Genomic DNA, 19,736 nt, shown 5'->3' on the forward strand with positions numbered 1-19,736 from the left:
CGCGAAGGATCGGACAGCAATGACTTTGGTGATGAGCTGGGACGAGTGGGCCCGGCATGATGGCATGGCGCTCGCGGCCCGTGTGAAAAGCGGCGAGCTGACCGCCGCGGAACTCGCACGGCAGGCCGCCGAGGGCATTGCCAAGGTCGATCCGAAACTGTGCGGCGTCGTCGAAGTGTTCGCCGACGCAATCGAGGATCCGATCAAGGCCGGCGCCAATGCGCAGGGTCCGTTTGCCGGCCTGCCGTTCCTGATGAAGGATCTCGGCCCGACCATGGCGGGCCGGCTGCAGGAGCAGGGCTCGCTGTTCATGCGCGGCAACCGTCCCGTCGCCGACACGCACCTCACCGCGAAGATGCGCAAGGCCGGTCTCAATTTGATGGGCCGCACCACGACGCCGGAGTTCGGCGTCTGCAGCTCGGCGGAGAACCCGGCCGTCTATGTCACGCGAAATCCCTGGAATACCGACTACACGACCTGCGGCTCGTCCGCCGGCAGTGCGGCGATGGTCGCGGCGGGCGTGGTGCCGATCGCGCACGCCACCGATGGCGGCGGCTCGATTCGCATTCCGGCCGGCGTCAACGGCAATATCGGCCTGAAAGTCTCGCGCGGCGTGTTCTCGATCGCGCCGCACCTGTCCGATCTTACCGGGCTGGTCTCGATCCAGGGCTGCCAGTCGCGCAGCGTCCGCGACACCGCCGCTTTCGTCGATCATTGCCGCGGCGGCGCGCCGGGCGAATTCATGCCGTATTGGACCACGCCGGAGCCCTATGTCGAGCTGATCAAGCGCGATCCCGGCAAGCTTCGAATCGCGCTGTCGCATCAATGGGGCGACTACCGCGCCACGCCGCATATCGCGGCCGAGCTGGAACGCGTCGGCAAATTCCTCGAAGGGCTCGGCCATCACGTCGGATATGCGCTGCCCGACGTCGATTATCGTGCTGCCTTTGCGGCGCAGACCACCTGCTACATCTCGAACTTCGCGATCGTCATCAGCAACCTGCTGGCACAGCGCAAGCTCGAGCGGCCCCCGGCCGACCTGATCGAGCCGATCAACATCCGCATCTGGGAAGCCGGTCGCAGCACCAGCTTCGCCGAGCGGGCGGCGATGCAGGCGGTGTTCAACACCACCTCGCGCGCCTTCGGCGCGTTCTTCGAGGATTGGGACATCATCCTGACCCCGATCACCGCGCTGCCGACGCCGAAAATCGGCACCACCGAATATCTGACCATCAGCGACAATCCCGACGTGCTCGACTGGTTCGAGAATCTGTGGCGCAACTTCGCCTTCACGCCGCTCGCCAATCTCTGCGGCATCCCGGCGCTCTCGCTGCCGCTCGCGACCAACGAACATGGCTTGCCGCTCGGCATCCAGGCGATCGGCAAGCAGGCGGATGACGGCCTGCTGCTGCAGCTGGCCGCCCAGATCGAGCGCGCGATCGATGGCAGATGGAACGCCGGTGCGACCCCGGCGGTGCATGTCACCAAGGGATAGTTAAGCGGCCCACCTTTTGCGCGAGGCGATGATCCGATCGCGATCATCAAGCGTTGGTGACCATGGACAGTGCTTGGCCGAGCTGAGCGCCGCACGTGACCAGCGAGGATGGACGTGGCCGACCAGCTGACAGCGAGCCGTGACGGTGCTGCAGGGCACGACGCGCCCCGGCTCACCGTTCGGCTGGACTCCTTTCCGCACGGTGGCTTGGCCGCCGTGTTCGGGGCCACCGGCGGCATCGGCGCAGCCCTCGGCGCGGCGCTGACTGACAGCGGCCGGTTCGACCGCGTGCTCGGCTTCAGCCGCTGCGGCGACCTCAGCTTCGATCTCACCGACGAGGCGAGCGTCGCAACGGCGGCGGAGACGCTGGCGACCTGCGGCGACATCCGTCTCGTCATCCTCGCGACCGGCATGCTTCACGAGGGCACAGCACTGCCCGAGAAGAGCTGGCGTGAGCTCGATGCCGAGCGGCTCGCCCGCGCCTTCGCCATCAACGCCATCGGTCCGGCGCTGCTGCTGAAGCATCTGCTGCCGCGACTGCCACGCACCGGCAAGGCCATGGTCGCGGCGCTCTCGGCGCGGGTCGGCTCGATCGGCGACAACCGGCTCGGCGGCTGGTACGGCTATCGCGCGTCCAAGGCAGCGCTCAACCAGCTTGTGCATTGCGCGGCCATCGAGCTCGCCCGCCGCGCTCCCGAAGCGGTCTGCGTCGCACTGCATCCCGGCACTGTCGCCACCCGGCTGTCGGCGCCGTTCGCCGCGACGTCGGGCGTCGCACCGGTCGAGGCGGCGCGGCACCTGCTCGGCGTCATCGACCGGCTCGACGCCAAGGACTCCGGCGGCTTCTATGACTGGCGCGGCACGCCGGTCCCGTGGTGAGGCGTCCATGCCGAGGATGCGGCGCAAGGCCGACCTGCCGACCAAGATCTGCGCCACCTGCGGCCGCCCTTTCGCATGGCGGCGCAAATGGGCGCGCGACTGGGACGAGGTGAAATACTGCTCGGACCGCTGCCGGTCCGAGCGCAGCCAAATTGCCTCCGCCCCGACCGCCACGCCCCAAGGACGTTAGCCCGATGTTGTCCGGCATTCCCGCACCGATGCGCAGCCTTGGCTTGGCGGGACTGATCCCGTTCATCGGCCTTGCAGCTGTTGTGATCGCCGGCGACGACAGCCTGCACGCAGCCGCCTTGCGCGCGCAGATCGGCTATGGCGCGGTCATTGTGAGCTTCCTGGGGGCGCTGCATTGGGGAGCCGCGGTGCAAACGCCGGCGCTGGCGACTTGGCCGCGGATGAGCTGGGGCGTGACGCCATCTCTGCTCGGCTGGGTCGCGCTGCTACTGCCACCGCTGCCGGCGCTGGTGCTGCTCACGACCGCGCTGCTGGCGGCCTTGGTCTTCGACGAATTCAACTTCGGCAGCGACGATTCCCGTGCCTGGTTTGTCCGGCTGCGGCGGCTGCTCAGCATCGGCGCGATGCTCTCTCTGCTCGCGACGTTGATCAGCATCGTCGTTCGAACCGTGCCCTGACGACCACCGCTGGACAAGGCCGCAATGCGTCGGGCAAGCTCGCGCATCCCCTCGCGAGGCGCCATGAACATCCTGCTGCTCAATCCCAACATCCGCACCGACATCACCGATCTGATGCTGCAGGTCGGCCGCGCCGCCGCCGCGCCTGGCACCAGCCTGATCCCCTGCACGGCGCCGCGCGGCGTGCCCTACATCGCAACCCGCGCCGAAGCGCAGATCGGCGGGGCCGTTGCGCTGGAAATGCTGGCCGAGCGCAACGGCAGCTTCGATGCCGCGATCATCGCCGCCTTCGGCGATCCCGGCCTGTTCGCCGCGCGCGAGCTGTTCGACGTGCCCGTCATCGGGCTCGCCGAAGCGGCAATGCTGACGGCCTGCATGGCCGGGCGGCGTTTTGCGATCGTCACCTTCGCGCAGGCGCTCGGCCCCTGGTACGAGGAGTGCGTGCGCATGCATGGGCTGATGGAGCGCTGCGCCGGCATTCGCATGCTCGACGGCAGCTTCAAGCAGATTTCCGACGTGCAGCACGAGAAGGAGGAGCTGCTGGTCGAGTTGGCGCTGCGCGCGGTTGAGGAGAACGAGGCCGACGTGCTGATCTTCGCCGGTGCGCCGCTCTCCGGACTTGCCGCGCGCGTCGCGCATCGTATTCCGGTGCCGGTGGTCGATCAGGTGATCGCCGCGGTGAAACAGGCCGAGGCGCTGCTGGCGCTGAAGATGCGCAAGGCCACCGCCGGCACCTTCCGCCGTCCGGCGGCGAAGCCGACGACGGGATTGTCGGAAGCGCTGGCCGCGCGGCTGGAGCACCGCGACGGTTAGTTGGAATGACGTGGGGAGAGAGGGGGCCACAAACTGCTTGCTGTGAGCTGCTACGTCAGTCCGGCACACTCGCATACCGGCCGGGAACCTGCTTGTACACAAACAGCCTCCGCTGCCTGAAAAGACGGCACGCTTCTTGCTTTTTCCAATCAGTTGAGCAGGAAGCCCATGGCCAGCGTATCGGAAGCCAAGTCGCTCGTTCTGGATCGGATCACGCACCGCTTTGCCAGCGGCACGATGGCCGTCTCCGACATCAATCTCGATGTCAAAGGCGGCGAGATCATCGCTCTGCTCGGACCGTCCGGCTGCGGCAAGACCACCTTGCTGCGCATCATCGCCGGCTTCATCGGCCAGAGCGAGGGGCGCGTGATCATCGGCAATGACGTTGTCGATGCCTTGCCACCTAACCGGCGCGCGGTCGGGATCGTGTTCCAGAACTACGCGCTGTTCCCGCACCTCTCGATCTCGGAGAATGTCGGCTACGGCCTCGCGGCGCGCGGCGTCGACAAGGCGACGCGCAACAAGGAGGCACAGCGACTGCTCGACATGGTGCAGCTTGGCCCATTCGGCGAGCGGCTGCCGCGGCAATTGTCGGGCGGCCAACAGCAGCGCGTGGCGCTGGCGCGCGCGCTCGCGATCAAGCCGTCGATTCTGCTGCTCGACGAGCCGTTCGCCGCCCTCGACAAGAATTTGCGACTGGACATGCAGATCGAGGTCAAGCGACTGCAGCGCATGGCCGGGACGACCACCCTGATCGTGACCCACGACCAGGAGGAAGCGCTGTCGATGGCCGATCGCGTCGCCGTGCTGAGCCACGGTCATCTCGAGCAGTTCGGAACGCCATCGGAAATCTACGATCAGCCGCAGACACTGTTTGTGAATACCTTCGTCGGTACCGCCAACAGGGTGACGGGCACGGTAATCGCGACCGACGCTGACGACGTGAAGGTCGCGCTCGACGCCGGCGGAGAGATCATCGCCCGCGCGCCCAAGCCGGTCCGTGCCTCAGACAAGGTCATCGTCTGCCTGCGTCCCGAGCATCTCACCTTCGTCAGCGACGACAGCGGTTTTGCCGGCGAGATCGGCATGGCGCTGCCGCTCGGTGCCACCGTGGTCCATGAGATCAAGGCCAAGGACGGATCGAGCATCAAGATTTCGCAGGCCCGCACCGGCGGCACGCCGTTGCGTGAGGCCGGCACGCCCGTGCGCGTCGCGCCGCTGGCCCCGGGGCTCGCCACCGTCTTCCCGCAATGAACAACCAACAGATACATCGGAGTGAAACATGATGCTTGATCGCCGCCGGCTCCTGACCAGCGCCTTGACGCTGGGAGCCATGCATGCGTTCCCGGGCCTGAGCCTCGCGCAAGCGCGGCCGCTGGTATTCGCGACCTTCACCGGCAGCTGGGAGGAGGCGCACAAGGCGGTGCTGGTGCCGGCGTTCCGCAAGGCCAATGCGGATGCCGCGATCGTGCTGGATCCGATGCTGTCGGTCGACCAGATCGCCAAGGTCAATGCCGCCAAGGCCAATCCGCCGATCGACGTCATGCTGCACGATCCGGGTCCGGCGCTGGTCGCGATCGGCCAGGACCTCGTCGAGCCGTTCCCGGCCGATAAGAGTGCGTACTTCAAGGACCTGATTCCAGAAGCGCAGGACGCGATGGGCCCGGCGCCGTTCTTCCAGGTCGTCGGCCTCACCTTCAATCCGGAGACCGTGAAGACGCCGCCGACATCATGGGCGGATCTGTGGAAGCCGGAATTCAAGGGCAAGGTCGGCATCACCAATCTGAACTCGACGCTCGGCACCGGCTGGCTGGTTGAGATTGCACGGATGCGCGGCGGCTCCGAGGCCAATGTCGACGAAGGGTTCAAGGCGTTGGAGGAGCTGAAGCCGAACCTTGCCGCCGTCGCCGCCAATCCCGGCGCGCTGGCGACGCTGTTCCAGCAGGGCCAGATCGACATCTCGCCGGGCAATTTCAACGCCATCCAGATCCTGAAAGCGCGCGGCGTGCCGGTCGAGTTCGTGGCGCCGAAAGAAGGCGCGATCGCCTTCAAGACCACGATCCACATCGTCAAGAACTCGCCGAACAAGGAGCTGGCCTTCAAGCTGATCGAGGCGGCGCTGTCGCCAGAGGTCCAGACGGCGCTGATGAACCCGCCCTATCTGATCGTGCCGACCAACACCAAGGTCGCGATGACCGGCGAGATCGCCAAGGTGCTGGCCAAGGACACCGCGGAGCTGAAGAAGAAGTTCGTGTTCCAGGACTGGAAGAAGATCAACGAGCAGCGCGCCTCCTGGATCGAAAAGTTCAACCGCGACATCAAGATCTGACGCGATGAAGAGCGCCACGACAGCAAGCGCGACAGCTCCTGGCGACGTGACCAGCTTCAGCCTGGGGCTCGCGCTGCCCTTGGGGGTGGTGTTCGCGATCTTCTTCGTGCTGCCGCTGGCGCAATTGTTCTATCTGTCGCTGCACAACGACACCGCGGCCACGGTGTGGGGGCTCGGCCAGTACATCAAGTTCCTGAGCGATCCCTTCAGCCTCGCGGTGCTCGGCTCGACCCTGCTGCTGGGCGCCGAGGTGACGCTCGCCTGCCTCGTGCTCGGCTATCCGATCGCCTGGCTGTACCAGCGCTCCGGCAGTCGGGTGCAGACCCTGATCATCATGATCGTGCTGCTGCCGCTGCTCACCAGCGTCGTCGTCCGCACCTTCGCCTGGATCGTGATCCTCGGACGACAGGGCATCATCAACTCGGTGCTGCAGTCGCTCGGCCTGATCGGCACGCCGCTGCGCATGATCTACACGCAGGGCGGATTGATCGCCGCGCTGGCCCAGGTGCAGATGCCGCTGATGGTGCTGCCCTTGATCACCGCGATCGGCCGCATCGATCCCAATCTTGCCGACGCCTCGGCCTCGCTCGGCGCCGGCAGCTGGCGCACCTTCGTCAAGGTGATGCTGCCGCTGTCGATGCCCGGCATCATCGCGGGCTGCACCTTGACCTATGCCGCGGCGATCACCGCCTTCATCACCCAGTCGCTGATCGGCGGCGGCCAGATGCTGTTCATGCCGATGTATCTCTATCAGCAGGCCTCGACGTTGCAGAACTGGCCGTTTGCGGCTGCGATCTCGATCATCTTCCTGTTCGCGGTGCTCGCCATCGTCGCGCTGTTCTCGATGCTCGGGCGGCGCGCCCGTGGCTATGGAGACGCCCGATGAGCGGCCGGCAGCGGAACTGGGAAGCGCTCAGCTTCCAGATCGCGATGACGGCCATCGCCGTGCTGGCGCTGATCCTGATCGTGTCGCCGTCGCTGGTCGTGGTGATCGTCTCCTTCACCTCGGGCTTTTCGCTGAAATTCCCGCCGCCGGGCTATTCGACGCGCTGGTACGTCGAATTGTGGAACGCCTGGCAGCTGCAATTCGCGGCGCGCAACAGCGTCGTCGTCGCGATGTGGTCCACGGCGCTCTCGATCGTGCTCGGCGTCGCCGCGGCGCTGGCGATCTCGCGCTCCAAAGCACTGACGGCAAAGCTGCTGGACTCGCTGTTCATGTCGCCGCTGGTGCTGCCGGCGCTCGCCTTCGGCCTCGCGGCGCTGATGTTCTTCTCGCTGATCGGGCTGCCGATCTCGCTGCTGACGCTGGTGATCGGCCACACCATCGTCTGCGTGCCCTATGTGGTGCGCAACACGGTCGCTGCGCTGACGCAGCTGGAGCCGACCTTGCTGGAAAGCTCGGCGATCCTCGGGGCCTCCAGGCTCTACACCTTCCGCCGGATCGTGCTGCCGCTGATCCGCCCCGGCATCATTTCGGGCGCGTTCATCGCCTTCATGTCGTCGTTCGATAACGTGCCGGTGTCGCTGTTCCTGCGCGATGCTGCCACCGACATGCTGCCGATCCGGATGTGGCAGGACCTCGAAGGCAAGCTCGACGTCACCATCGCCGCGCTGTCGAGCGTGCTGATCATCGGCACGGTCGCGCTGATGGCGATCATGGAGCGCACCACGGGCCTGTCGAAGCGACTGACCGGCTGAGCTTGCCCGGGTCGCATCGGTGCTGGTTCGTGCCCATCTCCATCAGCGCCGTCATGGCGGGCTCGTCCCGGCACGACGAGCAATTTCTTGGCAGACAGTATCGTCCAACCATGAGCGTATGATGGCGTGAGGCGTAGTGCGATCAAGCGCCGCGGAAGATCGAATAACCCCAGGGGGTGAATTTCAGCGGCAGGTGAAAATGCTCCTCGACCTTGTCGATCGCGAAGCGAAACGGCACTGTGGTCAGGAATCTCGTCTGAGCGTTGGCCCCGAAGAACTCGCCGATATGAAACAGCACCTCATACTCGCCGGCTGTGACACCATCGCCCTTGACGACCGGCGCCTGCAAGGTGCCGTCGGCGCCGAGTTGGCCTTCCGCGAGCAGAGCCCGATCGGGCGCGAGGCGCCAGATCGCGACCCGCAGTCCCAACGCCGGACGCCCATTCGCCACATCGACCGCATGAACCGAGATACCACCCGCCATCAGCCACTCCGCTATCAGGTTCTCTCGTCATGATAGACGCGAAGCCGACCGCGGCGCCAGCGCCGCGACTGTGGCCCGGCCTGGTCGCGATGACAGCGTTGCAGGCGCTGGTATCGCTGGCGCTATTCGCGCCGGGCACGGTCGCGCCGCGCGCCGGGCTCAGCGTCGAGGAGCTGTCGCTGTTTTCGACCGCGGCCTTTGCGGTCAGCCTCGTCTCATCATTCTGGGGCGGCACCTTGGTGCAGAAGGTCGGCTCGCTCCGCGTCGCAGCGCTGTGCGCGGTCGCCGTCTGCGCAGGCATGTCGTTGGCGACGCTCGGCAATGGCTGGGCGCTGCTCGGGGCCGGGCTGGTGCTCGGACTTGCGGCCGGTCCGGAAACGCCGGCAAGCTCGGCGCTGCTCGGACGTCTGGTATCGCCTGAGAAGCGTGCGATGGTGTTCTCGATCCGACAGACCGGCAGCCAGATCGGCGCGATCATCGGCTCGCTGCTGCTGCCGCCGCTGGCAGTCGGCCTCGCGCCCAGCTCAGCCTATGCTGCCGTGATCGCCTGCGCGGTGATCGGCTTCATCAGCTTCGAGCGGCTACGACCGGCCTACGCGGTCAAAATACCGGCCATACCGAATCTCGGCCTGCGGCAGCGGCTGCAGCTCGTCAGCTCCGACCCGCGCATGGCATCGCTCGCGGTCGCCTCGATCCCGTTCAGTGGCATGCAGGTGATCCTCAACACCTGCTTCGTCAGCTTCGGCACGTCGGAGCTGGCGCTGAGCCATGTCGAGGCCGGCTGGGTGCTGGCGTCGGCGCAGGGCGCGGGCTTGATGGGGCGTCTGGGCTGGGGCGTCGTCGCGACGCGGCTACGTTCGGCGCGGGCGGTGCTGGTGATGGCAGGCGTCGGAATGGCGGTCTGCGCGCTGCTGCTCGGGCTGTGGGGCGCCTTGCTGAGCTGGCCGATCCTGCTCCTGCTCGCCTTCCTGTTCGGGCTCACCGCGAGCGGCTGGAACGGCGTGTTCATCGCCGAGATCGCCAACCTCGCCAAGCCCGGGCGCGTCGCCGAGTCCACGGGCGCTGTGCTCACCGTCTCGTTTATCGGTCTCGTCGCAGCGCCGCCGCTCGTCGCCGTCCTGACGCCACGCGTCGGACTCGGCGGCAGCTTCGTTGCGCTCGGATTGACCGCGGCCGCAGGTGCGGCGGTGCTGCTGATGGAGCGATCTCATGCGCGCAACTGACATCGTCCGCGCCGTCACGGAGCGGCAGACGTCCGCGAGAGACGTGGCCGAGCAGGCGCTGGCGCGGATCGCCGCCGCGCGCGATCTCAATGCCGTCGTCACGATTGATCCCGAGCGGACGCGCGCCGCAGCCGGAGCTGTCGATGCGCGCGTTGCCGCCGGAGAGTGGCTGCCGCTCGCCGGCGTACCAGTCGTGGTCAAGGACAACGTCTGGGCCGAGGGCTGGCGCATCACGCAAGGCTCGCGGCTGTTTGCCGATTTCACCGCGCCGGAAGATTCGACAGCCATCGCGCGACTGCGGCGGGCGGGCGCGGTCATTGTCGGCATCGGCGCGACATCCGAGTTTGCCTGCAAGGGGGTTACCACGTCGCTTCTGTACGGACCGACACGTCATCCGCAGGATCCGCAGCTCACGCCCGGCGGGTCCTCGGGCGGACCGGCGACAGCGGTTGCGGCGGGCCTCGTCCCGCTCGCGATCGGCACCGATGCGGGCGGCTCGAGCCGCCGACCACCCGCGCATGTCGGCGTGGTCGGCTTCAAACCATCCTATGGCGCGATTCCCTACGGCCCTGGATTTGCCGAACCGTTCTGGCGCATCTCGGTGATCGCCCCGATCGCCGCCGATGTTGGCGATGCCCGGCTTGCCTTCGAGGCGATGGCCGGCGCCGATCCGCGCGATCCGGACTCGTTCGATGTCTGCTCGGCGGTTGAAGGGAAGCCATTGCGCGTGGCGTTCTCGCCGCGGCTCGGGCTCGACGTCGCGGTCGATGACGATGTGAGCGCCGGACTGCGGCAGACGATCAATCGGCTCTGCGCCGGCGGCATGTCGATCGTCGACAAGGATCCGATCTGGCCTGCAGGGCTTGCCGAGGATGCCGTCATGCCGCTCCAGCATGCCGGGCTGGCGGCCCTCCATGGCGACGCCTTCCGCAGCGATCCCACGCAATTCGATCCCGACATTGCCAAGCAGATCGAGCGCGGCCTCGGCCTCAGCGGCGCCGACGTCGCTGGCGCGCTGGAGGCCAGCACGCGAATCGCACGCGCATTTGCAGCCTTGTTCACCGATGTCGATGTGCTGCTGACGCCAACCGTCCCCTGCGTTGCCTGGCCGTTCACGCAACTCGGCCCCGTCGAGATCGGCGGGCAACCGGCGTCGCCCCGCGCGCATGCGGTGTTCACGCCGTTCGCCAACCATGCCGGCGTGCCGGCGATCTCGATTCCCTGCGGCAAGAATGCAGACGGCCTGCCATTCGGCCTGCAGCTGATCGCGGCACGAGGCCGCGACCGAATGCTGCTGGATGCCGCCGCCCAGGCGGAGCGGCTGCTCTCGTTCAGCCCTGCTCGAACTTCCTCGCCAACCTCGCCCGCGTGATGTGGCCGATCTGGTCGACGGCGTTGGCGATCTCGGTGTCCAGGTCGTTGCTGATCCGCCGCTCCATTTCGGCGATGACCGAGGCGCGGTCGGCATGCAACGCAAGCGCCACGATCAGCGGCATGCCGAACTTGTCACGATAGCGGCGGTTGATATCGGCGACGCGCTCGAACTCGGCCCGCGACAGCGACGTGAAGCCGAGCCGGCCCTGCTCGCCGATCGAGTCAGTCGTCATCTCGCCCGCCAGCGCCTCCCGCCCTGCCAGTTCCGGATGAGCGCGAACCAGTTTCAGCTTTTCGTCGCGGCTCATGCCGCGCACCACGTTCATGAGCGTCGTATGCAGCGCGTCGGCGGCATCGTCGAACGCCGACAGGCCCGCACGATAGGCACGATCGGCGATCTCGGGCGAATGCTCGAAAATGTCGCCGTAACGCTCGACGAACAGCACGCGCGACATCTGCGACGGGCGCCACGTGCCATCGGGCGGATGTGTCTTGATCCAGTGCCGGGCGATGTCGAGCCGGGTCGCGACCCAGACCTTGTCGTGGCTCATGATGTAATCGAGGAAGCGCGCCAGCGCGGCCGCGCGCCCGGGGCGGCCGACCAAGCGGCAATGCAGCCCGACCGACATCATGCGCGGCGCGTCCGTGCCTTCAGCGTAAAGCGTATCAAAACTGTCCTTCAGATAGGCGAAGAACTGGTCGCCCGAATTGAAGCCCTGCGGCGTGGCAAAGCGCATGTCATTGGCATCGAGCGTGTAGGGCACGATCAGCTGCGGACCGTGCGGCCCCTGGATCCAATAAGGCAGCTCGTCGGCGTAGGAGTCCGCGCTGTAGAGGAAGCCCTGCTCGTTCAGGACAATGTCCAGCGTGTGCTCTGACGTGCGCCCCTGATAGAAGCCGAGCGGCCGCGCGCCGGTGAGCTCGGTGTGGAGACGGATCGCCTGCTCGATATGGGCACGCTCCTCAGCCTCTGAAAAATCGCGATAGTCGATCCATTTCAGCCCGTGCGAGGCAATCTCCCAGCCCGCTTCCTTCATCGCGGCCACGGCGTCCGGGTTGCGGGCCATGGCGGTGGCGATGGCGAACACGGTGACCGGCAGCTTGCGCGCGGTGAACATCCGCCACAGGCGCCAGAAGCCGGCGCGCGCGCCGAACTCGTAGATCGATTCCATGTTCATGTGACGCTGGCCCGGCCAGGGCGCCGCGCCGACGATCTCGGACAGGAACGCTTCCGAGGCGGCATCGCCGTGCAGGATATTGTTCTCGCCGCCCTCCTCGTAATTGATCACGAACTGCACGGCGATTCGGGCATCGCCCGGCCAGCGTGGATGCGGCGGCGTGCGGCCATAACCGACCATGTCGCGCGGATAGATGTCGGCGCTCATCTGTGTCAGCTCCCGCGATAGGTCGAGTAGCTCCAGGGCGTCGCAAGCAGCGGCACGTGGTAGTGCGCGCTTGCATCAGCGACGGCGAAGCGGAGCGGGATCAGGTCGAGGAACAGCGGATCATCCGCGGCGAGCCCATGGGCCTTGAAATAGGCGCCCATGTGGAAGGTCAGCATATAGGTGCCGCTCGCGAGGTCGTCACCGGCCAGCACCGGCTGATCGGTCCGCCCATCGGCATTGGTCCGGACCTGCTTGATGCGGCGCCAGGAGCCATCCGGCTCCAGCCTGTCGAGGTCAATCGCGACGTCGGCGGCAGGCTTGCCCCTCACCGTGTCCAGAATATGCGTGCTCAGCCGCCCCATGCGTATGTCCTTCTGCGATCCATCCGAAGATTATCAGCCGCCGGTTAAAGCTTCGAGGCGATTTGACGCTCACGAGACGCCTATCGGCTGGTCAGCCCGCCTCCCTGCCGAAGCGCTCGACCAGGAAGTCGATGAACAGCCGTACCTTCACCGACAGGTGCCGCGTCGGAGGATAGATCGCATAAAGCGCGAGCGGCGGCGCCGTGTAGTCGGCCAGGATCGCGGTCAATGCGCCGCTCTCGAGCGCGTCTGCGGCGATGAAGCGTGGAATCAACGCGATGCCCTGCCCCTTGATGGCGACGTCGCGCAACACTTCGGCGTTGTTGACGCATAACGACCAGGCCGGCTGAATCCAATGATCGCCGTCGGGGCCGGTGAGCTTCCACTGGTTGCCGGTCAGCAGGAAGCCATAGGTGAGCGAGGTATGGCGGCGAAGCTGCTCCGGGCTGGCAGGCGTGCCATGCTGCGCCAGATAAGCGGGTGCGGCACAGATCACCCGCTCCACCGGCATGATCTTGCGCGCAACCAGGCTCGACGATTCCAGCTCGGCGATCCGCAACGTGACGTCGAATCCGTCCTGCACCGGGTCCAGCAGGTCGTCGCTGAGCACGATCTGCAGCTGCAGCTCGGGATAGCGCAGCATGAATTCGGCGACGACTGGTCCAAGCCGCATGGTACCGAACGACATCGGGGCGTTGACCCGCAGCAGCCCGCGCGGCGCCGCCTGCGACTGGCTGACGGCTTGATCCGCGGCATCGAGCTCGGCCAGGATCACGACCGCTCGCTCGAAATAAAGCTGGCCCGCCTCGGTGGGGCTGGCATGACGCGTGGTGCGAACGATCAGCTGCACGCCGAGGCTCGCCTCCAGCTCGCCGATATATTTGGAGATGGCCGAGCGCGACAGCCGGAGCTGCCGGCCGGCCTCGGCGAAGCTGCCGCTCTCGACCACCTTCACGAAGGCCCTGAGGCTGCTGAGCTTGTCCATCGTCCCGGATCGCCATTGTCGCCAAATCGTAGACAGAGACGTCACAAGAGCACGGATTGTCTCCAAATCAAAGCCGACCGATATTGCTGTCCAAGACTTCAACGCCCCTGAAGGGCCTGATCGACAGGAGATCCCCATGCCCGGACTGCACCACGTCACCGCGATTGCCGGCGATCCGATCCGCAATTTCGGCTTCTACACCCGCGACCTCGGCCTGCGCTTCGTCAAGAAGACGGTCAATTTCGACGATCCCGGCACCTACCATTTCTATTACGGCGACGAGACCGGCCGCCCCGGCACCATCCTGACCTTCTTCCCCTGGGCGGGGGTACGGCCCGGCCGCCGCGGCGTCGGCGAAACGCATCAGACCGCGTTCCGGGTACCGCAACGCTCGCTCGGCTATTGGACGCAACGTCTCACCGAAAAGGGCATCGCCTATGAGGCGCTGGAGAAGCGCTTTGGTGAATCCGTGCTGCCCTTTACCGATCCCGACGGCATGGCTCTGGCGCTGGTCGGCGTGCCCGGTGCGGAGAACGAGCCTGGTTACAGCAATGGCGACATCCCGGCCGAGCATGCCATCCGCGGCTTTCATGGCGTGACTCTGCTGCTCGACTCCGCCGAAAAAACCGCGGCCGTGCTCAGCGACGTGTTCGGCTTCGAAGAGACAGGCCGCGAGGGCTCGGTGATCCGCTTCAAAGCGCCGGGCGACGCGCAAGGCAGCGTGGTCGACATCTACGAAGCCAAGGGCTTTCTGCGCGGCACGCAGGGCGCCGGCTCGGTGCACCATATCGCCTTCCGCGCGGCGGACGATGCCGCGCAGAGCGTGATGGCGCAGCGGCTGGTCGACCACCACGGCCTGCATCCGACCGAGCAGAAGGACCGCAACTATTTCCGCTCGATCTATTTCCGTGAGCCGGGCGGCGTGCTGTTCGAGATCGCCACCGACGTTCCGGGCTTCGCGGTCGACGAGCCGGTCGCCGAACTCGGACGCAATCTGAAGCTGCCCGCCTTCCTCGAATCGCATCGCAAGCAGATCGAGGGCGTGCTGCCCAACCTCGAGGAGACCGCATCGTGACCGCCGCATTGTCCTTTACGCACCGCTTTCAGCCCGGAAGCGCGACCGGAGCAGCGCCGCTGCTGCTCCTGCACGGAACGGGTGGCGACGAGAACGACCTGTTGCCGCTCGGTGCCACGCTGTCGCCCGGCGCAGCGCTGCTGTCGCCGCGCGGCCAGGTGCTCGAGCACGGTATGCCGCGCTTCTTCCGCCGTCTGGCCGAGGGCGTGTTCGACGAGGACGACGTCCGCCGCCGGGCGCTGGAACTCGGCGAGTTCATCGGTGAAGCTCGTCGGCACTACGGCATCGCCGCGCCGGTCGCGGTCGGCTATTCCAACGGAGCCAACATCGCGGCCGCGCTGCTCCTGCTGCAGCCGCAAGCGCTGGCCGGCGCGGTGCTGTTCCGCGCCATGGTGCCGCTGAACCAGCCCCCGGCCGTGAAGCTGGCGCGCACGCCGGTCCTGATCTTGTCGGGCCTGACCGATCCGATCGTGCCCACCGCCAACGCGGCAAAGCTGTGCAACCAGCTCATCGATGCCGGTGCCGACGTCACCCACACGACGCTTCCGACCGGGCATCAGCTGTCGCAGCCGGACATCGCGCTCGCCCGCGACTGGATCGCCGGATTGCCGCAGGCGATGGCCGCCTGAAGCCGCTTGCGGCGCAGAGCGATCCTGATCGACAATGCTCTCATCGGCCACCGCATCAGTCCGTCCTCAGGACGGCTGAGATGCTGTGGCCGATCGAGAGAAAGGATCTGCGTGATGGCCATCGACAAGCTGTTCATCAATGCGCGGTTCGATCGAGGCGCGCGCCACGCCATCGCGGTCGACAAGGGCCGCATCAGCGCTCTCCTCGCCGAAACTGAGCGTCCCGAGGCACGCGAGGTGATCGATCTCGGTGGCGCGCTGGTCGTGCCGGGCTTCGTCGAGGGCCACATCCATCTCGACACCAGCTTCTATGGCGATGCCTGGAAGCCGCACAAGCCATGCACCAACGGCTTCGACGTGCACGAGCGCGTTACCTTCCAGGCACAAAACATGGCCGCGGCCGCACCGATGGACGTGCGCGCCCGCAACCAGCTCGATCTCTGCATCGGCCATGGCACCACGCGCATGCGCAGCCACGTGATGGTCGACGGCTCCGTCGGGCTCAATTCACTCGAAACCATCCTGCGTGTGCGCGACGAATATCGCGAGTTGATCGAGATCCAGCTCGTCGCGTTTCCGCAGAGCGGCATCCTCAAGAGCCCCGGCACGCCGGAGCTGCTTGACGAGGCGATCAGGCTCGGCGCGGATCTTGTCGGCGGCCTCGATCCGGCCAGCTTCGACCGCGATGTCGAGAAGCATCTCGACGTCGTGTTCGGCGTCGCGCAGAAGCATGGCGTCGACATCGACATCCATCTGCACGATCCGGGCATGCTCGGCCTGTTCGAGCTGGAGCAGATCGCGGCACGCACGCGCGTGCTGGGCATGCAGGGCCATGTCGTGGTCAGCCACGCCTATGCGCTCGGCGATCTCGCGGCAGATGCATTGAAGAGGATCGCTGATGTGCTGGCGACCTCGGGTGTTGCCATCATGACGAACGCACCCGGCGCACGGCCGTTTCCACCTGTCGCGCTGCTCCGCGCAGCCGGCGTCACCGTGTTCAGCGGCAACGACAACATCCGCGACTCCTGGTGGCCCTATGGCGACGGCGACCTGCTGAACCGCGCCATGATGGTCGGCTACCGCTCCGGCTTCTATGTGGACGAGGAGCTGCGCATCGCCTTCGACCTCGTCACGGATGCGGGCGCCAAGGCCCTGCGCCTTGCGGGGTATGGCCTGAATGTCGGCGCCCGCGCCGACTTCGTCACGCTCGACGCGGAGCACGTTCCCGAGGCGGTGGTGGCTGTCCCGAAAGGACGCTCCGTCTACAAGGATGGCCGCCTGGTCGCGCGCGACGGCCGCGTCCTCCGGCCGCGGTGAGCGTCACTGCGCCGGTTCGACCGGCGCGTGTGTGCGCGGGGGATCGGAGCGCGACACGGTTGCCACTTCGATCCAGCGCAGGACTGCCGACAATTCGCCACCGGACTCGCGATAGGCCTGCAGTTGATAGTCAGCGGAGCTGCCGAACTGCATGATGGTGCGGCAACGTTCGACCTCGGCGAGGCAGTCGAGCGCCTCCGCATGCGGCGCGATGTCGGCGATCATCCGGTTCAGGATCTCCTGCCCGGTAACGGGCCCCTCCTCGGCGACGAACAGGCAGTCGGTGCCGTAGCGCTGCGCCCGCCATTTGTTCTCGACCGCGATCGCGCGCTCGACATTGCCCACGGCATCGGCGAGGTCCGGATGGAGATAAAGATGGCGCGCCAAGGCCCGATACAGCGACGCGACCGCCACGGCGTCGTCGACCGACGTGCAGACGTCGGGAGCGCGCAATTCCAGGGTCGGGTGCCGCAGCGACGGCCGCATCGCCCACCAGACATGGCTTTCGTCCGGCATCACACCCGACCGTGTCAGCGCCGCAACATAGCGGTCGTACTCCGGCTTCGAGGTGAACAGCTCCGGCAGGCCGGTGCGCGGCAGCTCGTCATAGGCCGCAAGCCGATAGCCCTTCAGCCCGGTCTCGCGTGAATTCCAGAACGGCGAGGATGCCGACAGAGCGATGAACACCGGGATATAGGGAATCATCGCGCGCATCACCGCGAAGCGACGCTCGCTATCCGGCAACTGGACATGCACATGCATCCCGCACAGCATGTTGCGCTGGCCGACGATGCGGAGATCCTCCATCATCTCCGCGTAGCGTGGTCTCGGGGTCGGCTGCGAGCTGCGCCACATGGCGGTGGGATGCGTCGAACAGGCCAGAATCGTGAGCCCATATTGGCCGGCCACGCTGGCGACCTCACGGCGCAGGAATTTCAGCTCCTCGCGGGCGTCCCGCGAATCGACATGCACATTGGTCGCGACCTCGATCTGCGCCTGCAGCATCTCGCGCATCGCCTGTCCGCCAGTCGACCAGTTCGCCGCCTCGAACAGGTCATCCGGCGTGCGGATCGCGACGTCCAGCGTCCTCGCATCCGCCAGGAAGTACTCCTCCTCGATGCCGAAGGAATATTCGGTGACGTCCTCGCCGCCGGTAGCCGAGCGGATCACCAGGCGCCGTTCGTCGTCGCTCAGGCCCAACCTGAGCCGTTCGAGTATTCTCGGGTCCAATCCCATGTGATCGATCCTGTCAGACTCAGAGGCCGTGGGTTTGCAGCCAGGCTTCGAGCAGGCCCGCCTGCCACAGCCGCGAATGCCCTTTCGGGCTCATTTCGGCTTCAGGGTTTTGCAGCATGTGATCGATGAAATCGCGCTGGTAGAGCCCGCGGCTGCGCGCCTTCTCATCGCTCAGCACGTCCCGCACATAAGCGAGAAACGGCCCGCGCAGATAACGCAAGGACGGCACCGGGAAGTAGCCCTTGGGACGGTCGATCACCTCCGCCGGCACGCAACGGCGTGCCGCCTCTTTCAGGATATGCTTGCCGCCATGCGTCACCTTCAGCTCGGCTGGCATGCGCGCGGCGAGCTCGACGACCTCGTGATCGAGGAACGGTACGCGGGCTTCGAGCCCGAACGCCATGGTCATGTTGTCGACCCGTTTCACAGGGTCGTCCACCATCATGATTTCGGTGTCGATCTGCAGCACCTTGTCGACCGCAGAGACGCCGGCATGATCTGCAAAGAAGCGCTCGACGAGCTCAAGGCTCACATCGTCGCCGAGGAGATCCGGAGCGAGCAAGCGCCGCAGATCACCATGCTGCCAGTCGAAATAGGCGTTCTGATACTGATGGACGGCGTCATTCGCCGCGAGGAATCCGGGATACCAGCTGTAACCGCCGAACACCTCGTCGGCGCCCTGCCCGCTCTGGACCACCTTGACGCGCTTCGCCACTTCCGACGACAGCAGATAGAAGGCGACACTGTCATGGCTGACCATCGGCTCCGACATCGCTGCGATGGCATTCGGCAACGCCTCGAGCGCGCGATCCCCGCCGATCCTGATCTGCTCGTGATCGGTGCCGAAGGTTCGCGCGATGATGTCCGAGTAGCGGAACTCGTCACCGCTATGCTCGTCCACCGCATCGAAGCCAATCGAGAAAGTGCGGATATCTTGGTGTCCCAGCTTGGACAGCAGGGCGACCAGCAGGGATGAATCGAGGCCGCCGGACAGCAGCACGCCCACCGGCACGTCGGCGACGCGACGGCGGTCGACCGCCACGGTCATCTCATCGAGCAACGCATCCGACCATTCCTCCTGACTCATCGCCCGATCGGTCGGGCGCTGCTCGCCCACATTGAAACTCCAATAACGCTCGCGATGCTGCGTTCCGTCGGGATCGATCGTGAGCAACGTCGCGGGCGCAAGCTTCTTCACGCCGTTGAGGATCGTCCGCGGCGCCGGGACCGCAGCGTGAAAGCTGAAGAAGTGATGCAGCGCCGTAGGGTCCAGGGATGTATCGACATCACCAGCTGCGAGCAGTGCGGGCATCGACGAGGCGAAGCGGAAGAAGCCCGCGCCCTCGGCATAATACAGCGGCTTGATGCCGAGCCGGTCGCGTGCCAGCACCACGCGGCCGCTGTCACGTTCCCATAGCGCGAAGGCGAACATGCCCTTGAAGCGCTGCACACAACCCTTGCCCCACGCATGATAGGACTTGAGGATGACCTCGGTGTCGCCGTCCGAGAAGAAACGATAGCCCTTGGCCTGGAGTTCGGTCCGGAGTTCACGGAAGTTGTAGATGCAGCCGTTGAAGACAATGCCGAGCCCGAACGCCGCATCGATCATCGGCTGCTGGGCGGCAGCGGACAGATCGAGGATGCTGAGCCGGCGATGGCCGAGGGCAACCCCGCCTTGCACGTAGAGCCCAGCTGCATCGGGACCCCGCGCCTGCATCGCATCGTTCATGCGGCTCAGCGCGTGCAGCAACGGCGGGGAGGAATATCTGACTTCACCACAAATGCCGCACATCGCAGGACATCCA

Annotated in this window: 20 protein-coding genes; 14 read left to right on the forward strand and 6 right to left on the reverse strand. The window is 66.2% G+C overall.

Features of this window, described 5'->3' with window-relative positions:
• Positions 1-19 precede the first annotated feature (19 nt).
• The 9 genes from BBTA_RS33680 to BBTA_RS33720 all read left to right on the forward strand — a co-directional run bounded on the left by BBTA_RS33680 (position 20) and on the right by BBTA_RS33720 (position 7,861).
• Complete coding sequence (locus BBTA_RS33680) at positions 20-1,495, forward strand: amidase (RefSeq protein ID WP_012046993.1); 1,476 nt, start codon at positions 20-22, stop codon at positions 1,493-1,495.
• Between the two features lie 114 nt (positions 1,496-1,609).
• The gene (locus tag BBTA_RS33685; protein ID WP_012046994.1) at positions 1,610-2,374 is read left to right on the forward strand and encodes an SDR family NAD(P)-dependent oxidoreductase; all 765 of its coding nucleotides are present in this window, start codon (positions 1,610-1,612) and stop codon (positions 2,372-2,374) included.
• Positions 2,375-2,381: 7 nt separating this feature from the next.
• Entirely contained in the window at positions 2,382-2,564 is a 183-nt protein-coding gene (locus BBTA_RS33690) for a DUF2256 domain-containing protein (protein WP_012046995.1), read from the forward strand.
• 4 nt (positions 2,565-2,568) lie between these two features.
• The gene (locus BBTA_RS33695) at positions 2,569-3,021 is read left to right on the forward strand and encodes a DUF3429 domain-containing protein (protein WP_012046996.1); all 453 of its coding nucleotides are present in this window, start codon (positions 2,569-2,571) and stop codon (positions 3,019-3,021) included.
• Between the two features lie 63 nt (positions 3,022-3,084).
• The gene (locus tag BBTA_RS33700) at positions 3,085-3,834 is read left to right on the forward strand and encodes an aspartate/glutamate racemase family protein (RefSeq protein WP_012046997.1); all 750 of its coding nucleotides are present in this window, start codon (positions 3,085-3,087) and stop codon (positions 3,832-3,834) included.
• A gap of 168 nt (positions 3,835-4,002) precedes the next feature.
• Positions 4,003-5,088, forward strand: coding sequence for an ABC transporter ATP-binding protein (locus tag BBTA_RS33705; protein WP_012046998.1), 1,086 nt, complete (start codon positions 4,003-4,005; stop codon positions 5,086-5,088).
• Between the two features lie 28 nt (positions 5,089-5,116).
• The gene (locus BBTA_RS33710; RefSeq protein ID WP_012046999.1) at positions 5,117-6,163 is read left to right on the forward strand and encodes an ABC transporter substrate-binding protein; all 1,047 of its coding nucleotides are present in this window, start codon (positions 5,117-5,119) and stop codon (positions 6,161-6,163) included.
• A 4-nt stretch (positions 6,164-6,167) separates the two neighbouring features.
• On the forward strand, positions 6,168-7,049 hold the full coding sequence (locus BBTA_RS33715; protein ID WP_012047000.1) for an ABC transporter permease: 882 nt from the start codon (positions 6,168-6,170) through the stop codon (positions 7,047-7,049).
• Entirely contained in the window at positions 7,046-7,861 is an 816-nt protein-coding gene (locus tag BBTA_RS33720) for an ABC transporter permease (protein ID WP_012047001.1), read from the forward strand. Before BBTA_RS33715 ends, BBTA_RS33720 begins: the two co-directional genes overlap by 4 nt.
• A 142-nt stretch (positions 7,862-8,003) precedes the next feature.
• Here BBTA_RS33720 and uraH (BBTA_RS33725) read toward each other — a convergent pair whose 3' ends face one another.
• Positions 8,004-8,345, reverse strand: a complete 342-nt coding sequence (uraH, locus tag BBTA_RS33725) for a hydroxyisourate hydrolase (protein ID WP_012047002.1) — start codon at positions 8,343-8,345, stop codon at positions 8,004-8,006.
• A gap of 29 nt (positions 8,346-8,374) precedes the next feature.
• On the opposite strand from uraH (BBTA_RS33725), the gene BBTA_RS33730 reads away from it, so the two are divergent.
• Both BBTA_RS33730 and BBTA_RS33735 read left to right on the forward strand, forming a co-directional pair.
• Complete coding sequence (locus BBTA_RS33730; RefSeq protein WP_012047003.1) at positions 8,375-9,568, forward strand: MFS transporter; 1,194 nt, start codon at positions 8,375-8,377, stop codon at positions 9,566-9,568.
• Positions 9,555-10,940 carry an amidase gene (locus BBTA_RS33735; RefSeq protein WP_012047004.1) on the forward strand — a complete coding sequence of 462 codons (1,386 nt, stop codon included), beginning with the start codon at positions 9,555-9,557 and terminating at the stop codon, positions 10,938-10,940. The genes BBTA_RS33730 and BBTA_RS33735 overlap by 14 nt, the downstream gene beginning before the upstream one ends.
• Here the strand turns inward: BBTA_RS33735 and puuE are convergent.
• The 3 genes from puuE to BBTA_RS33750 form a co-directional block, all read right to left on the reverse strand.
• On the reverse strand, positions 10,900-12,327 hold the full coding sequence (puuE, locus tag BBTA_RS33740; RefSeq protein WP_012047005.1) for an allantoinase PuuE: 1,428 nt from the start codon (positions 12,325-12,327) through the stop codon (positions 10,900-10,902). The two genes, BBTA_RS33735 and puuE, sit on opposite strands and share 41 nt — an antisense overlap.
• Before the next feature lie 5 nt (positions 12,328-12,332).
• Positions 12,333-12,689: a hydroxyisourate hydrolase gene (gene uraH / locus BBTA_RS33745; RefSeq protein WP_012047006.1), complete on the reverse strand. Its 357-nt coding sequence runs from the start codon at positions 12,687-12,689 to the stop codon at positions 12,333-12,335.
• 91 nt (positions 12,690-12,780) lie between these two features.
• A complete protein-coding gene (locus BBTA_RS33750) occupies positions 12,781-13,674 on the reverse strand; it encodes a LysR family transcriptional regulator (protein WP_012047007.1) in 894 nt (297 codons plus the stop codon).
• 136 nt (positions 13,675-13,810) lie between these two features.
• Here BBTA_RS33750 and BBTA_RS33755 point away from each other — a divergent pair, with 136 nt between their 5' ends.
• The 3 genes from BBTA_RS33755 (at position 13,811) to BBTA_RS33765 (ending at position 16,695) form a co-directional block, all read left to right on the forward strand.
• Positions 13,811-14,749: a ring-cleaving dioxygenase gene (locus BBTA_RS33755; protein ID WP_012047008.1), complete on the forward strand. Its 939-nt coding sequence runs from the start codon at positions 13,811-13,813 to the stop codon at positions 14,747-14,749.
• Positions 14,746-15,378, forward strand: a complete 633-nt coding sequence (locus tag BBTA_RS33760; RefSeq protein ID WP_012047009.1) for an alpha/beta hydrolase — start codon at positions 14,746-14,748, stop codon at positions 15,376-15,378. Before BBTA_RS33755 ends, BBTA_RS33760 begins: the two co-directional genes overlap by 4 nt.
• 114 nt (positions 15,379-15,492) lie before the next feature.
• Entirely contained in the window at positions 15,493-16,695 is a 1,203-nt protein-coding gene (locus tag BBTA_RS33765) for an amidohydrolase family protein (protein ID WP_012047010.1), read from the forward strand.
• 3 nt (positions 16,696-16,698) lie between these two features.
• Here the strand turns inward: BBTA_RS33765 and BBTA_RS33770 are convergent, their stop codons facing one another.
• Both BBTA_RS33770 and BBTA_RS33775 read right to left on the reverse strand, forming a co-directional pair.
• Positions 16,699-17,931 (reverse strand): carboxylate-amine ligase, encoded by a 1,233-nt coding sequence (locus BBTA_RS33770; protein WP_012047011.1) that lies wholly within the window; start codon positions 17,929-17,931, stop codon positions 16,699-16,701.
• Positions 17,932-17,950: 19 nt separating this feature from the next.
• Positions 17,951-19,723: an N-acetylglutaminylglutamine amidotransferase gene (locus BBTA_RS33775; protein WP_041751063.1), complete on the reverse strand. Its 1,773-nt coding sequence runs from the start codon at positions 19,721-19,723 to the stop codon at positions 17,951-17,953.
• Positions 19,724-19,736 lie beyond the last annotated feature (13 nt).

The sequence above is a fragment of the Bradyrhizobium sp. BTAi1 genome (genome assembly GCF_000015165.1).
Lineage (GTDB): Bacteria > Pseudomonadota > Alphaproteobacteria > Rhizobiales > Xanthobacteraceae > Bradyrhizobium > Bradyrhizobium denitrificans.

Coding starts and splice junctions, on each gene's coding strand:
- BBTA_RS33770 (WP_012047011.1), bottom strand. CDS start 17,931: ATGGGATTGGACCCGAGAATACTCGAACGGCTCAGGTTGGGCCTGAGC.
- BBTA_RS33715 (WP_012047000.1), top strand. CDS start 6,168: ATGAAGAGCGCCACGACAGCAAGCGCGACAGCTCCTGGCGACGTGACC.
- BBTA_RS33755 (WP_012047008.1), top strand. CDS start 13,811: ATGCCCGGACTGCACCACGTCACCGCGATTGCCGGCGATCCGATCCGC.
- BBTA_RS33680 (WP_012046993.1), top strand. CDS start 20: ATGACTTTGGTGATGAGCTGGGACGAGTGGGCCCGGCATGATGGCATG.
- BBTA_RS33690 (WP_012046995.1), top strand. CDS start 2,382: ATGCCGAGGATGCGGCGCAAGGCCGACCTGCCGACCAAGATCTGCGCC.
- BBTA_RS33695 (WP_012046996.1), top strand. CDS start 2,569: ATGTTGTCCGGCATTCCCGCACCGATGCGCAGCCTTGGCTTGGCGGGA.
- BBTA_RS33710 (WP_012046999.1), top strand. CDS start 5,117: ATGATGCTTGATCGCCGCCGGCTCCTGACCAGCGCCTTGACGCTGGGA.
- BBTA_RS33750 (WP_012047007.1), bottom strand. CDS start 13,674: ATGGACAAGCTCAGCAGCCTCAGGGCCTTCGTGAAGGTGGTCGAGAGC.
- uraH (WP_012047002.1), bottom strand. CDS start 8,345: ATGGCGGGTGGTATCTCGGTTCATGCGGTCGATGTGGCGAATGGGCGT.
- BBTA_RS33720 (WP_012047001.1), top strand. CDS start 7,046: ATGAGCGGCCGGCAGCGGAACTGGGAAGCGCTCAGCTTCCAGATCGCG.
- BBTA_RS33705 (WP_012046998.1), top strand. CDS start 4,003: ATGGCCAGCGTATCGGAAGCCAAGTCGCTCGTTCTGGATCGGATCACG.
- puuE (WP_012047005.1), bottom strand. CDS start 12,327: ATGAGCGCCGACATCTATCCGCGCGACATGGTCGGTTATGGCCGCACG.
- BBTA_RS33765 (WP_012047010.1), top strand. CDS start 15,493: ATGGCCATCGACAAGCTGTTCATCAATGCGCGGTTCGATCGAGGCGCG.
- uraH (WP_012047006.1), bottom strand. CDS start 12,689: ATGGGGCGGCTGAGCACGCATATTCTGGACACGGTGAGGGGCAAGCCT.
- BBTA_RS33700 (WP_012046997.1), top strand. CDS start 3,085: ATGAACATCCTGCTGCTCAATCCCAACATCCGCACCGACATCACCGAT.
- BBTA_RS33735 (WP_012047004.1), top strand. CDS start 9,555: ATGCGCGCAACTGACATCGTCCGCGCCGTCACGGAGCGGCAGACGTCC.
- BBTA_RS33730 (WP_012047003.1), top strand. CDS start 8,375: ATGATAGACGCGAAGCCGACCGCGGCGCCAGCGCCGCGACTGTGGCCC.
- BBTA_RS33775 (WP_041751063.1), bottom strand. CDS start 19,723: ATGTGCGGCATTTGTGGTGAAGTCAGATATTCCTCCCCGCCGTTGCTG.